Annotated in this window: 15 protein-coding genes; 11 read left to right on the forward strand and 4 right to left on the reverse strand. The window is 55.4% G+C overall.

What is annotated here, in order from left to right; translation table 11 throughout:
• Window positions 1-165 precede the first annotated feature (165 nt).
• The 4 genes from eitA (at window position 166) to I6G83_RS13950 (ending at window position 3,628) form a co-directional block, all read left to right on the forward strand.
• A complete protein-coding gene (eitA, locus tag I6G83_RS13935) occupies window positions 166-1,167 on the forward strand; it encodes a siderophore ABC transporter substrate-binding protein EitA (RefSeq protein WP_054304965.1) in 1,002 nt (333 codons plus the stop codon).
• Window positions 1,164-2,201 carry a FecCD family ABC transporter permease gene (locus tag I6G83_RS13940; RefSeq protein WP_054304964.1) on the forward strand — a complete coding sequence of 346 codons (1,038 nt, stop codon included), beginning with the start codon at window positions 1,164-1,166 and terminating at the stop codon, window positions 2,199-2,201. The genes eitA and I6G83_RS13940 overlap by 4 nt, the downstream gene beginning before the upstream one ends.
• Window positions 2,201-2,962 (forward strand): siderophore ABC transporter ATP-binding protein EitC, encoded by a 762-nt coding sequence (gene eitC / locus I6G83_RS13945; RefSeq protein WP_054304963.1) that lies wholly within the window; start codon window positions 2,201-2,203, stop codon window positions 2,960-2,962. Before I6G83_RS13940 ends, eitC begins: the two co-directional genes overlap by 1 nt.
• Window positions 2,963-3,142: 180 nt before the next feature.
• A complete protein-coding gene (locus I6G83_RS13950) occupies window positions 3,143-3,628 on the forward strand; it encodes an OsmC family protein (RefSeq protein WP_054304962.1) in 486 nt (161 codons plus the stop codon).
• 74 nt (window positions 3,629-3,702) lie between these two features.
• Here I6G83_RS13950 and I6G83_RS13955 read toward each other — a convergent pair whose 3' ends face one another.
• On the reverse strand, window positions 3,703-4,497 hold the full coding sequence (locus I6G83_RS13955; protein WP_054304961.1) for an AraC family transcriptional regulator: 795 nt from the start codon (window positions 4,495-4,497) through the stop codon (window positions 3,703-3,705).
• Between the two features lie 77 nt (window positions 4,498-4,574).
• Between I6G83_RS13955 and I6G83_RS13960 the strand changes: the two genes are divergently transcribed.
• The 4 genes from I6G83_RS13960 to I6G83_RS13975 all read left to right on the forward strand — a co-directional run bounded on the left by I6G83_RS13960 (window position 4,575) and on the right by I6G83_RS13975 (window position 8,362).
• On the forward strand, window positions 4,575-6,608 hold the full coding sequence (locus I6G83_RS13960) for an FUSC family protein (protein WP_054304960.1): 2,034 nt from the start codon (window positions 4,575-4,577) through the stop codon (window positions 6,606-6,608).
• Window positions 6,598-6,813 carry a DUF1656 domain-containing protein gene (locus I6G83_RS13965; protein ID WP_054304959.1) on the forward strand — a complete coding sequence of 72 codons (216 nt, stop codon included), beginning with the start codon at window positions 6,598-6,600 and terminating at the stop codon, window positions 6,811-6,813. Before I6G83_RS13960 ends, I6G83_RS13965 begins: the two co-directional genes overlap by 11 nt.
• Window positions 6,810-7,682 carry an efflux RND transporter periplasmic adaptor subunit gene (locus I6G83_RS13970; protein ID WP_054304958.1) on the forward strand — a complete coding sequence of 291 codons (873 nt, stop codon included), beginning with the start codon at window positions 6,810-6,812 and terminating at the stop codon, window positions 7,680-7,682. The genes I6G83_RS13965 and I6G83_RS13970 overlap by 4 nt, the downstream gene beginning before the upstream one ends.
• Window positions 7,683-7,903: 221 nt before the next feature.
• Window positions 7,904-8,362, forward strand: a complete 459-nt coding sequence (locus I6G83_RS13975; protein ID WP_054304957.1) for a GNAT family N-acetyltransferase — start codon at window positions 7,904-7,906, stop codon at window positions 8,360-8,362.
• A 295-nt stretch (window positions 8,363-8,657) separates the two neighbouring features.
• Here the strand turns inward: I6G83_RS13975 and I6G83_RS13980 are convergent, their stop codons facing one another.
• Together I6G83_RS13980 and I6G83_RS13985 are read right to left on the reverse strand one after the other, a co-directional pair.
• Window positions 8,658-9,500, reverse strand: a complete 843-nt coding sequence (locus I6G83_RS13980; RefSeq protein ID WP_054304992.1) for an MBL fold metallo-hydrolase — start codon at window positions 9,498-9,500, stop codon at window positions 8,658-8,660.
• Between the two features lie 86 nt (window positions 9,501-9,586).
• Window positions 9,587-10,141, reverse strand: a complete 555-nt coding sequence (locus tag I6G83_RS13985) for a hypothetical protein (protein WP_054304991.1) — start codon at window positions 10,139-10,141, stop codon at window positions 9,587-9,589.
• Window positions 10,142-10,306: 165 nt separating this feature from the next.
• Here I6G83_RS13985 and I6G83_RS13990 point away from each other — a divergent pair, with 165 nt between their 5' ends.
• The 3 genes from I6G83_RS13990 (at window position 10,307) to I6G83_RS14000 (ending at window position 12,351) form a co-directional block, all read left to right on the forward strand.
• Entirely contained in the window at window positions 10,307-11,203 is an 897-nt protein-coding gene (locus tag I6G83_RS13990) for a LysR substrate-binding domain-containing protein (protein WP_054304956.1), read from the forward strand.
• 150 nt (window positions 11,204-11,353) lie between these two features.
• Entirely contained in the window at window positions 11,354-11,587 is a 234-nt protein-coding gene (locus I6G83_RS13995) for a hypothetical protein (protein ID WP_232238916.1), read from the forward strand.
• Window positions 11,588-11,736: 149 nt separating this feature from the next.
• Entirely contained in the window at window positions 11,737-12,351 is a 615-nt protein-coding gene (locus I6G83_RS14000; protein WP_054304990.1) for a hypothetical protein, read from the forward strand.
• Between the two features lie 456 nt (window positions 12,352-12,807).
• Here I6G83_RS14000 and I6G83_RS14005 read toward each other — a convergent pair whose 3' ends face one another.
• Window positions 12,808-13,692 (reverse strand): LysR family transcriptional regulator, encoded by an 885-nt coding sequence (locus I6G83_RS14005; RefSeq protein ID WP_152972169.1) that lies wholly within the window; start codon window positions 13,690-13,692, stop codon window positions 12,808-12,810.
• Window positions 13,693-13,772: the final 80 nt, after the last annotated feature.

Below are 13,772 nucleotides of genomic sequence, written 5' to 3' on the forward strand. Positions count from 1 at the left end.
GGCCGGTCTGAAAACGTCGTCTCCTTGGTTAATCACGCACGGTGATAGTCTCGCGTTGACACTGAATACCCGGCATTGTATAAAACTCCGCCCCAATAATGAGTTTCATTTGCATTAAAATATCCCATGGTCATCGGCAATCGCTTTAACGAAGGATAGTGTTTAATGAAAAAAATCATCTGCGCGTTAGGCGTGATGTTCGCATCGGTAAGTTCTGCTTTGGCAACCACCTATCCACTGACCATTGACAACTGCGGGTATCAAGAGACCTTTACCCAGGCGCCTGAGCGCGTCGTCGCCCTGGGTCAGAACACCGTCGAGATTTTGCTGCTGCTGGGCCTGCAAAAACACATTGCCGCCAGTGCGTTTTGGCCGACCAAAGTTTTGCCGCAGCTGGCTGAGCAGAATGCAAAAATCAAAACGCTGACGGTAGAAATCCCTACGCTGGAATCTATCCTGGCGCAAAACCCTGATTTTGTTCCTGCACAGCTACCGCTGTTACTGGGGCCGGAAAGCAAGGTCGCGAAACGTGAAGATCTGGCCACCGTTGGCGTAAACAGCTATTTATCGCCGGGCATGTGCGCCACCAAAAAAGCCGCAGGGGACATGTACGGCAGCCGCCAGAAACTGTGGGATATGACCTATCTCTATCAAGAGATTAAAGATTTCGCCGCTATCTTTAACGTGCAGCCGCGCGGTGAAGCGCTGGTTGCCGATTTTAAACGGCGTGAAGCCGACCTGCGCGCCGAGTTTGGCAAGAACAAAAAAGATCTGTCGTTTGTGTTCTGGTTCTCCAGTTCATCCCCTTCCGCTGACGCCTATGTGGGCGGCAAAAACAGCGCCTCCGGCTTTATCGCCAACGTTCTGGGCGGCCACAACGCCATCACCTCCGAGACCGAATGGCCGACGGTAAGCTGGGAAAGCATCATCGCCGCAAACCCGGATGTGATCGTGGTTTCCAGCCTGGACCGCAACCGCTGGGCGCTGGATAACGCGGCGGAGAAAATCAAATTCCTGAAAAGCGATCCGGTCGTCAGCCAGCTCGACGCGGTGAAAAAAGGCCATATTGTCGTGATGGACGGCCAGGCGATGAACCCGACCATCCGCACCCTCTACGGCGCGGAGCAGGTTGGCGAGCAACTGAGAAAACTGGGGCTGAGTGAATGACCACGGCAGTGCTTCAGGCCCGGCAGAGCCTGCTGCTGAGCGGCGGATGTTTGCTGGCAACGGTGCTGTTGTTTCTGACCGTCGCCGTCAGCGTCAGCGTGGGGGAGCTTTCGATTCCGCTGCCAAACGTCTTTTACGCCATCGGCAATAAAATCGGCTTAACAGACGCGCCCCTCAACCGCATCTATGCCAGCGTGATTTGGGACTTTCGCCTGAGCCGGGCGCTGGTGGCGGCGTGCTGCGGCGCCGGTTTGGCCATCTGCGGCGCGGTGCTGCAAAGCCTGCTGAAGAATGCGCTGGCGGAGCCTTATGTGCTGGGGGTTTCTGCCGGGGCATCAACCGGTGCGGTTTCCGTGGTGGTGCTGGGCATCGGCTCCGGCGCGGTGTCCTTGTCTGCGGGCGCCTTTGCCGGGGCGTTTGCCGCCTTTGCCTTTGTCGCCTTTCTGACCAACGGCGCACGCGGCGGAAATGAGCGCACCATTCTGGCGGGCGTGGCCGCCTCGCAGCTGTTTAACGCCATTACGGCCTATACCATCAGCACCTCCGCCAATGCGCAGCAGGCGCGCGACGTGATGTTCTGGCTGCTGGGCAGCTTCAGCGGGGTGAGATGGCCTGAGTTCCAACTGGTGCTGGTGGTGGTGCTGATTGGCCTGGCCGTTTGCCTTTACTATTCCCGGGCGCTGGATGCCTTCACCTTCGGCGACGATGCCGCCGCATCGCTGGGGATCGCCGTTCCCTATGTGCGTCTGCTTCTCTTTACCGTTACGGCGCTTATCACCGCCACTATCGTCAGCATGGCCGGCTCAATCGGCTTTGTCGGGCTGGTGGTGCCGCATGTGATGCGCTTCTTGTTCGGGCCGCTGCATCGTAGGTTGCTGATTGCCAGCGCGCTGGCCGGCGCGATCCTGATGGTGCTGGCGGATATCGCATCACGCCTGTTGATTGCGCCGCAAAGCCTTCCTGTCGGCGTGGTAACGGCCTTGGTCGGCGTGCCTTTCTTTGCCGTGATTATCTACCGTTCAAGGAATAAGTGATGAGTATCTGCGCTGAAAATATTACCTGGAAGGTGGGTAAAAAGGTCATCGTTGATGACGTGTCACTGCATATTGCCCCCGGTGAAACCGTCGGGCTGCTCGGCCCCAATGGCTGCGGCAAATCTTCGCTGCTGCGCGTTCTGGCCGGCTTGCGTCGGCCGCACAGCGGCTGCGTGACGCTGGAGGGGCAACCCCTGGCCCGGATTGCCAAAAAGCAGCTGGCGCGTCGGGTGGCCTTTGTTGAACAACACGGCATGACCGATGCCAATATGCGCGTGCGCGAGGTGGTGAAACTCGGGCGCATTCCGCACCACTCGCCTTTTTCTAACTGGAGCCGCGGCGATGACGAGATTGTTGCCGCCGCGCTGCAACGGGTGGATATGTCGGAAAAAAGCGATCAAGGCTGGCTGAGCCTGTCCGGCGGGGAGCGTCAGCGGGTGCATATCGCCCGCGCGCTGGCGCAGACGCCGAGTGAAATCCTGCTCGATGAGCCGACCAACCACCTGGATATTCACCACCAAATACAATTGATGCATCTGATCAGTGAATTGCCGGTGACCAGTATTGTGGCTATCCACGATCTCAACCATGCCGCGATGTTCTGTGATTCGCTGATTGTGATGCAGAACGGAAAAATCATCGCCACCGGCACCCCTCAGGAGATTTTATCCGAGGAGCTGCTGTGGGAGGTTTTCCGGGTGAAAACCAAAATTGAGATCTCACGCTATCATGGCAAAAAGCACATTCATTTTATCGTTTAGGTGCGGGTAGTATGCCTTTGCCCGCACTGCGCCCGGCCAAAACGCCTTCGGCGCCCTGACCGTTCGTTGGCGTTTTTTCCTCTCTGCAGCGCCGGCGCTTGAGTGATATCCGCTAATTTCATAGAGTGATGTTCCGAGCATTTTTACCCCCAACACCTTTAGCGCTGGAGCGGAAAATCGATGGAACACAGCTATTCGTCACATATCTCCTGGACGGGAAATCTGGGTACGGGTACCTCAGGATACCGGTCGTATGCGCGCACGTGGGATATCTCCGTCGCCGGCAAGGACACCATACACTGCTCGAACGATCCGCTACTGGGGGGCGACCCCGGAAAAATGAATCCGGAAGACCTGCTGATCTCCTCGCTGTCCGCCTGCCATATGCTGTGGTATCTGCATCTGGCATCGGATGCCGGCATCACCGTCGTCGCTTACCAAGACTCACCGGTCGCCACCGGCGAGGTATTGAAAAGTGGCGCCGGGCGCTTTTTGGCCGCCACGCTCAAACCCAGAATTACGGTATTAGCCGGTACCGACATCGATGCAGCCACGGCAATTCACCATGAAATCCATAAAGTTTGTTTTATCGCCCGCTCGGTCAATTTCCCGGTGAGTTATGAGCCGGAGTTTGTGATCAGCGATGTCGCGTCAGGCCCACGGTAAGCCTGGCCTGAACGGAATGCGCGGCGCCGGATCTGAGCACGCATCTGCACAACCGGCTGCCGCAACGCATCAGGCTAGCGTGCGCCTGTCTTCCGTTCGGCAAAGTAGTGGGCAGGCGTGCTGCCCATGGTTTTTTTGAACATGGTGATAAAGGCATTCACCGATTCATACCCCAGATTCGCCGCCACGTTTTGTACCGATACGCCGCTTGCCAGCTCCCGCAGGGCAATGATCAGGTGCAGTTGCTGACGCCAACGGCCGAAGGTCAGCCCGGTTTCACGCAGCATCAAACGCGCCAGAGAACGCTCGCTGAGCGCCAGCCGTTTGGCCCAGATTTTTAATGTGCTGCGATCGTCGGGTTGACCGACCAGCGCATCGGCCATGGCGCGGATTTTAGGATGCGATGAGACAGGCAGGCTCAGTTTCTGCTGCGGCATGGCGGCGAGTTCATCAAGCGTCACTCTGGTCAGCCTGGCGACGTGGCTCTCCGGCGGATAATCAACGCCCTCGAGGGTTAAGCGCTCCACTAATTCTTTCACCAGCCCGGAAATCGCCAGGGTGCAGCATCGTTCCGGCAGCGCGGCGGCCCCGGGTTCGATAAACAGATAGTTGAGATGTGCATTCCAGGTGGCTTTGGCGCTGTGCGGCACGCCGCCGGGGATCCAGACGGCGCAATCGGGCGGCACGATCCAGATGTCATTTTCCGCGCGGCAAATCACCGCGCCGTACAGGGCGATAATCAGTTGCCCTTTGCGGTGCGTATGCACCGGTACCTCTGCGGCATAATCGATAAAATCCAGACGCCGTGCGACCGCCGGGCAGGGGGTAGAATCAGGATCATACAGCGTGTTGGCGAGTTTAGAGCTCATCTCATTGGCAGCATTTAGGTATTTTTTGACAGAATAGAGTATTTAAGCAGATAGGCAAGCCGGTAATAATCCCCGGCATGAGCAAAATCAACGTCCTTCACCGCCCTGTTTTACACGCGTTAGGCGTGCGCCTGCGGCGGGCTGCCACGCCCACGCTGCTTAACGACGCCAGCGCCTTACTCTATTCCGCGCGCAGTTTTATCGCCGCGATGCTTGCGTACTATATTGCCCTGTCGATCGGCCTGGAACGGCCTTCGTGGGCCATCATTACCGTTTATATCGTTTCGCAAACCTCGGTCGGCGCCTCGCTGAGCAGGGGAGTGTATCGCCTGGCGGGAACCGTTGTCGGCGCGGCCGCGACCGTGTTGATTGTGCCTGCGTTGGTGGATATGCCCATTGTTTGCAGCGTGGTGCTGACGGGCTGGATCACCTTCTGCCTCTATCTTTCCCTGCTGGAACGCACGCCGCGCGCCTACGCCTTTGTGCTGGCTGGCTACACGGCGAGCCTGATTGGTTTTCCTGCGGTGTCCGATCCCGGCGCCATCTTTAATATCGCCATTGTGCGGGTACAGGAAATCATGATTGGCATCCTCTGCGCCGTGCTTATTCATCGCTATGTGCTGCCTGCGCGGATCTCCGGGCTGTTTAACAGCCGGCTATCGCAGACCCTGCGCACGGCGCGGCAGCGGATTGCCGATACCCTGGCAGGCAAGAACGATGATGCTGCCGGGCCGCTGCACCTGGCGCTGGCGCTCCAGTTCCTTCAGGGCATCAGCCATCACATTCCCTATGATTTTGCGCTTTCTGTACCGGTCCGCCAGGCCAGAAAAGCGATCCACGACCGGCTGGCGCGGTTAGTCATCGTGAACTGCGAATTACGCGACCGTTTACAGATGATAACGACGATGCCGGCGGATGTGCAGACACTGCTGCACGACGTCCGGATCTCGCTGGCCGGTGAAGGGGAAGGGAAAAGCGCGGCAGAAGCGCTCAAAAAACGCAGTGAGCACCTGGCGCAGCGCTACTCGGCACAGGCGCTGACCTTTGATGATGCGTTGCGGGCCAGTTTTGTGCGTTATCTGACAGAGGCGATTGATCTTATGCAGCAGTGCGAGCGCCTTTCGGACGTCATTTATCACGCGAAGGCCGCGCCGGCGCAGCAGGACAGCAACGCGGTGAAGGGGTATGTTTTCCACCGCGATCCCGCCGCCGCCGCCCGCACCGCGCTGGGCGCTTTCGTCATCATCCTGAGCGGCTGTCTGGTCTGGATTTATTCTGCCTGGCCTGACGGCGGCACGGTGGTCTCGATCCTCGGGGTCTGCTGCACGCTATTTGGCAGCTTCGACACGCCGGCGCCGCACATTGTGAAATATATGATTGGCTCCCTCTGGGGAGTATTGCTGAGCCTGCTTTACAGCTTCGTTTTACTTCCTCAGGTGAATGATTTCAGCATGCTGGCGGCGGTCTTTGCGCCGGTATATCTGTTTGCCGGTTCGCTCCAGGCCAGGCCGGCCAGCGCATTTATGGCGATGGGGATCACCCTGACATTGCCCATTTTGTGTGAGCTGGGGGCGCATTACAGCGGAGATTTTGCCGTGGCGATTAACACCGCCATCGCGTTATTTGCTGCGACCGGCTTTGCCGCGATCGGCATGAGCCTGCTGCAAACCGTGCAGGCAGATGCGGCGATAAACCGCCTGCTGAAGCTGTGCCAGCGCGATATTCGCCGCAGCGTGAAGGGGGAGCTGAACGTCGATGAAACCCATTGGACCAATCTGATGATCGACCGGACGGCCTTGCTGCTGCCGCGCCTGCAGCGCAGCGGGCAATCATCGCAACTGGCGCTCGACCAGCTTCTGCATGCGCTGCGCGTGGGACTGTGCGTGATGCATCTGCGCCGCTGCGATGCGCAGGCGGGCACAGCGCTGAGCGAGGTGCTGGCTTTGCTGACCCACCCCACAGACAGCGAAGCTTTACGCCTGCGGATCGCCATGCTGGTGGAGCGCAGTTTGCCGCCGGCGGATGAGCCTTCGCGCCAGTATGTCGACCGGCTGGTCGATCTGCACTGCGCATTACCTGTACAGACCCGGGAGTCCGCCGATGATCAATGATGTCACCGTAGGCGGGGTGTTTATCCCCGGGCTGCTGGTGGTGGCATGCGCCGCCCTGGTCTGCACGCTGTTGCTTCTGCCTATTTTCTCGTCCAGCAGGCTGTATCGCCGTTTGCCATTGCGCCCGCTGATTGATTTCTCAACCTATATCATCACTTTTTTCCTGCTGCTGCAGGGACTGACCGCGCTGGGGTTATTTGCATGACATCTTTACTCGCTCTGTTGAGCCGCTATGTGCTGACGTTAATCGCCGTGGCGGTGGCCGCCTTTCTGGCTGTGATTTTCTGGCAACACTACGCACAGACGCCCTGGACCCGCGATGGCCGGGTGCGTGCGGATGTGGTGCAGGTCGCGCCGGACGTTTCCGGGCCGGTAAGCAGCGTGGCCGTCCGCGATAATCAGTGGGTTAACCGTGGAGATGTGCTGTATGCCATCGATCCGGACTGGCTGAAACTGGCGGTGATCAGCGCGCAGGCGGATGTTGAGGCGAAACGTCATGAGATGCTGATGCGTCAGGATGTGGCCCTGCGGCGCGCCAGGATCAAAGCGATGATTTCCGGCGAAGATTTACAGCAAACGGCCAGTGCAGCCAAGGTGGCGGCGGCCAACTATCAGGGCGCGCTGGCCGCGCTGGAACTGGCGCGGCTTAATTTGTCTCATGCTGTCGTCCGGTCGCCGGTTTCGGGCTATATCACGCATCTTCGGCTCCGCCCCGGCGATTATGCCACCGCAGGAGAAACCAGGGTCGCGATTATTGATGCGCACAGTTTCTGGGTGGTGGGCTATTTCGAAGAGACCAAACTGCGCCATATTCACGTGGGAGATACCGCGCATATTGCGCTGATGGGGTTTGCGCCGGCGATCGCGGGCCATGTGGAGAGTATCGGGCGAGGCATTGGCGACAGCAATGACGATACGGGCGGACTTGGCCTGCCGGATGTTGAACCGACGTTCAGCTGGGTACGGCTGGCGCAGCGTATTCCGGTGCGTATTCATATTGACGCGCTGCCCGAAGGCGTTGAGTTAGTGGCTGGGTTATCCGCGAGCGTTTCCATTGTGCCTAAGGGGGAATAGCTGGCGGAGCGAAGCGCGACATTGTCGTTAAGGATGACACTGGCGCGGCGCATCAGGACAGCTGATATGAGTCATGCCGTATAGTCGTTGTCTTTCAGCCTTTGTTTGGACCGTGCTTTTTTATTGGTGAGAAATTGCGTGCAGGCGAGCACCACAAGAAATATATATTATACAAACGTATTACCACGTGCTCTCATATTATAAATTATCTGGGAAACGCTATGTTCACTATCAAAACTGACGATCTCTCTCATCCTGCAGTGCAAGCGTTAGTGGCCTATCATATTTCCGGTATGCTGGAACAGTCCCCACCAGAAAGCAGCCACGCTTTGGATATTGAAAAACTGCATGACACGGCAGTGATATTTTGGTCTGCATGGGAAGGGGAAAAACTCGCAGGAATTGGCGCGCTGAAAATATTGGATGACGAACATGGTGAGCTGAAATCAATGCGTACCGCGCCGGATTTTTTGCGCCGTGGTGTCGCTAATCAGCTTTTACAGCATGTCTTGCAGGTTGCACATGCCAAAGGCCTGCGACGTCTAAGTTTGGAAACGGGGACGCAGCCAGGATTTACCGCCGGCCATCAACTTTATATTAAGCACGGTTTTGTTGACTGTGAACCGTTTGCTGATTATCAACCGGATCCAAATAGCCGCTTTATGACGTTGGTTTTATGAGAGAAAGATTAATATGCATGGCTAATACAGAGAGAACGCTGCCATATACTCTCAAAGCAAAACATCTGTTCCTTGCGCGTATCTGACTCCGGCTCTTGATTCGGTCCGCGTTGTGCCGAGAACGGATGTGGTTGCTCCCTACATGTATGCGGCGTTAATCGACGGGGAGCCTTCGGGCACCCCCTGTATGCCTAAACACGTCACGATGGCCAGCCTGCCAGCACCTGATTGACTATCGATTCCAGTTTGTCGCGTACGAACCCCGCTTGGCCAGCGTAGAACACGCCAGCGCCGTTTATTCTTCAGCGTAGGAAATACGATACCCTTTATCATTCATGAGAATGGTGGCAAATCCCTTGTGGCCCAGGTGCATGCCGCCAATCATCAGTTTTTCCCTGGCGGCCTGTTGCAGCACCGTTCTTCGGGTCTCTTTGGCTAACGCAGGGTCTACGTCAAACAAAATGGAAACGTCCGGTCGCGCCGACTGAATATGCGGGTAGTGGGCAATATCCCCCCATATTAAGAAGCTTTTATCACCCGAATCAATCCGGAACCCCGTATGCCCGGGCGTGTGGCCCGGCAGCCAAACGGGCAGGATGCCTGCCGCTATCTGGTCCCCGCTAAAAAAACGCAGGTTCTGTGCGTAGGCGTCCAGCGTTTGGCGGGCCAGCGCAAAATTACGCTGGCCGCGCTCACCGGCAATTTTGCGTTTTTCATCATCCTGCCAGTATTGCGCTTCGAGAGGATGCAGGTGAAGCTCGGCATGCGGAAAGACCGGGCGCTGCTCAGCGTCCAGCAGGCCGCCGATATGGTCGGGATGGCAGTGCGTTAATAAAACGGTATCCACGTCGTCGGGGCTGACTCCGGCGGCGGCGAGGTTTAGCTTGAGCTGCCCACCGACGTTGTTCAGCCCTCCGGCGCCGGCGTCAACCAGAATGGTGCGTCCCCGACCGCGGATAAGATAACCGCCGATCGGGATATTGCTGGGTTCAGCGATCCCAGCGTGGTGCTGAATGCTCGCCGCCTCAGCCGTTTCAATGCCTGACAGTAAATCCAGACTGGCAGAGATAGCGCCGTCACTTAGAGCGGTAACCTGAAAATCCCCAATTTGGCGAAACGGGGAGGCCGGATGGTTCATAAGTACCTCGGGATGAGTTGCGGGCATATTTTTGTGGCGTCGTAGGTCTAACCCGCCTGTTAAGCGGGAACGTATATCGTTCTCCATCACTGCCGGCGTACGCCATCTCGTTGCTGATCCTTAGCCGAACCCTGTAACTGTACTGTCAGCGCTTCGTAGAGATGTACGCCGGGGATATTCGCTAATAACCCGGTTTTTTCACGCGGCAGAACGTATGCCACACGACGTTGCGGAAAGTTATCCAGCCCCGCGGCCTGCATGTCCAGCCTTTGGTAACTCCGCTCGGCCTCAATCGCGTTTATCGGCTGAGTGCTAAATAGCAGGATCTCCGCTGGAGATACTGCCGGAGCCGGGTCTGCACACTGATACAGGTTACGATGCCAGTCGCTGATATATGGCTGCCAGCGGGCGAAATTACCGCCTCCCTTCAGCCGATAATCCTGGCTGTTGAGAACATCCGCTCCCTCTACCGTATGAATGGCGAGATAAGCAGGGCAGCCAGCTTGAACGGCGCGAAAGCGCTGAGAAGTCCTGAACCCGCTTACCGAGATCAGCGCTGGCAGCTTTTCCTGACTATAAAAGTGATTCCACTCTGCCTCGCTGGCAGGATCGTTATACGAACATTCCACGATATAGAACATCAACTCACCTTCGCATGATGGGATAGTAAAAAACAGCAATCGTGTTCAATGATTTTTCATCATGCTATAAGCTGTTTTGACGGCGATAAATCGATAATATTTCATTGTTCAGTGATATTAACTCACTAAAAGGGTGTGGTGTGTACCAAGCGAAGGGCCGTTTATATGCGTAAAAAAATACCCAGCAGCGCTTCCCTGCAGGCTTTTGATGCCGCTGCGCGGCACGGCAATTTTGCCCGGGCGGCAGAGGAGCTGGCGCTGACCGAAGGGGCCATTAGCCGCCAGATTGCGCGTCTTGAAGCTTTGCTGAACTGCCGACTGTTTGATCGGACGGGGAGCCGCGTAAGGCTTAACCCTGTCGGAGCGCGCTATGCGCATCACGTGCGTGAAACGCTCGAACGGCTTGAAAGGGATACACAGTCCGTCATGGGGATGCCTGCCGGCAGCAGGAGTCTGGATATTGCCGCTCTGCCGACGTTTTCCAGCCGGTGGCTGATACCCCGTTTGGCCGGCTTTAACGCCTTGTTCCCGGATATAACGTTAAATATTGCGGCTAGAACGGATCCTTTTATTCTGAGCGGAAGCGGCTTTGACGCCGTGGTTCATTTTGCACATCCCGCATGGACGGGCATGCGCATGCAGTTTCTGTTTCAGGAAAAACTGTTGCCCGTATGCCATCCCGACCTGCTAACGGATAATAACCTCAGCGAGCCGTTAAACGAACTGCCGCGAATTCACCGCCGGCAGAATCCGGATGCCTGGCAGCGCTATGCCCGGGAAAGCGGGATAAGCCTGGATAATCCCGCTCAGGGCGTGCGCTATGATCTGCATGAGATGGCCATCGCTGCCGCAACGGCGGGGCAAGGCGTCGCATTGGTGCCGCGTATGTACGTCGAAAATGAGTTGAGCAGCGGTGCGCTCGTTGCGCCCTGGCCAGAATCAGACGGCCTGAGCAAAAAATTCTGTTTGGTCAAACCGGCGGAAACCGGCGCCAATGAAGCGGCATTAGAGGACTTTGAGCGTTGGCTACTGGCCGAAATCAAGACTCTGGCAGGCGGATAGCGGTGAGGTGCTGAGCACCGGGAGGATGTGACGTCCGCTGGCTTAGTGTGGGCTTTACTAGGGGGTTGGTGCCGGAAGCGTTAGTTGTTAGTATCAAGGTATATTACCAACAGGAATAATTCAGGAGATATGATGGTAACTAGAGAAAGCATGAAACAATGGATCATTGAGTGTCTTCAAGAGCGAAATGGTAGTGCTTGGCCTCGTGAAATTTCAAAGTATGTTTGGGATAACTATGAATCTGAACTTAAGGATTCAGGTGATATATTATATACGTGGCAGTATGATATTCGTTGGGCAGCTCAACAATTGAGATTTGATGGTACTCTTAGACCAGTGAATGGGCGTAGAGATTTGCCATGGGAATTAGCAGATTCACAGTGATGACGTTAGCATTTTTTTCACAGTAGTCAAAGATTTCTATCAAGAGTAGCTATATAGATAAAACTTACTGCTAGACGATCTGAGTCGCACAGATAATGTGAGTTTCGACGTATTAATGAGTATTCCTTAACATGAGTAAGAAGCTAGGAATGGATAAAAGTTCGTTAAGTACAATCGAGAAGGTACATATAGTATTCCAAGTTTTTTTGCAGGTTTTAGCGACTTCCGCTGCAATAGCAGTCGGGATTTGGGGATACTATTCAGCTGTTTATGTGAATAAGGAAAAGGAAGTTACAGAATATACTCTTAAGGAATTAGAACAAAAGACTAAGCAAGTACCACATATCCAAGCAAAGATTAACTCGACGGTTCAGCCCATCGGAAATGGACTTAACCTGCTACAGGTTAAAGTAATACTTTCGAATCTTGGTAATAAAGAAAGTAAAATTTTTTTGGACGATGAGGCTTTGACGCTTGTGCCTGTTAGTTTTTCTAAAGGAAATCCACTTTATCAACAGCCAATAAGCCTAAGCACCGGTCGCTACACAGGTACATCCCATCGTCTGGTACTGCCGTTCATTAATATTGGTTCTGGAGAAAGTTATGAACTTACATTTGTGCATAGCTTAAAGGAGTCGGGGACTTTTCTTATCCATTTTCTGGCACTCAATGGTATAAGTCCCCAGGGAACGGAATCTTTTGATTCCGAGGCGTCACTATATAAATACTCTGTTGGTGCAGATAATTATATAGTTATAAATTAGATGGATATACATTGAAAATGTTTATCTCAAAGCATTAATTGATACAGATAGGCTAGTCGATTATGCCATATAAGGTTCGTTTTTCGCTCACAGCAGCTTTTCCCGTACAGCTTCAATTTTGTGCCGATTTCGACAGGGCACCGCTGCCAATCGCCCAGGCTCGTCGAAAAGCAGTTCCAGAAAAGCACGCTCCGCCGATAGTGTGAGAGACGGCGCGGCACCAGTGTTGAATCAGGCTGCGGTTTGAAGATGGCCCCTATCCGCTGGTGCTGGCACCCGCAGCCCATAAGTGCGCCTTTCGGGACAGTTTGCAGGGCAAGGTGGTGCTGGTTGTTCAGCGCGCTCGCCCCGGCGAAAAGGCCTCTGCCGGCCGGGCACATACCGGAGGAGGGGGTAAATACGATGCGCGGCATAAACGCGCCTGCTGGCAGTTATTGCCATATCCCCGGAACGAACTCACTCCCCCTGGTTGAACAGACTTCTGGCCCAGTCAATAAAAATGCGGACTTTCGAGGGAAGCTGGCGATTTTCCGGCCAGGCGATATGCACCGGTATGCGCTGGATGCTCCAGTCAGCAAACAGTTCGACCATTTGGCCGTTTGACAGGTATTCCTCAACCAGAAAGCGGTATGTCGTCACTACGCCTAAACCGTTAAGCGCGGCCGTACGTGCGGCCATTGAATCATTAACGGCAAACTGCCACTGCGCGTTTATTCTTTCCACCTGCCTGTCGCGATACAGTTCATTCACCACCCTCTGGCCGGTGCGGGGGGAAACAATCTGTATCAGCGTATGCCCCTGCGCCAGATCGGCGGGATGCGCCGGCTGTCCGCTGCGTTCAAGATAGCTGCGGCTGGCGCAGGTCACCCGCGCCAATTCCCCTAAAGAGCGGGCAATCAGGGCATCGTTATACAACTCTCCAATCCGTATAACGCAGTCAATATTCTGTTCGATCAGATTGACCGTCCGGTTGCCGACGCTAAGCTCAAGTTGGATATCGGGATAACGCGCCAGAAAATCGGGCAACGCCGGTATCACCAGACAATAGGCTAGGGCATTCGGCACTTCTACGCGGACTTTTCCCCGCGGTTGCATGGCGGACATCTGAACGTTGCTATCCAGAATGTCGAGGTTTTCCAGCAGCCGTAACGTCCCCTGATAGTAAATCTGCCCCTGTTCGGTCAGGTTCAGCGTACGTGAAGTACGGTTCAGCAGCTTTGCGCCCAGCTCATGTTCCAGCGCCTGGATATGCCGGGTGACGGTCGATTTCGGTATATTGAGCAGCCGGGCGGCACTGACAAAAGAACCGGAATCCACCACCCGGACGAAAGAGCGCATCATTGTAAGCCTATCCAATCTGTGTACCTCAGACTATCGTTGCAAAATCAGCAACCATCCATCCCTTCCGCCCGTCTTGTTCG

Source organism: Serratia rubidaea (assembly GCF_016026735.1).
GTDB lineage: Bacteria > Pseudomonadota > Gammaproteobacteria > Enterobacterales > Enterobacteriaceae > Serratia_B > Serratia_B rubidaea.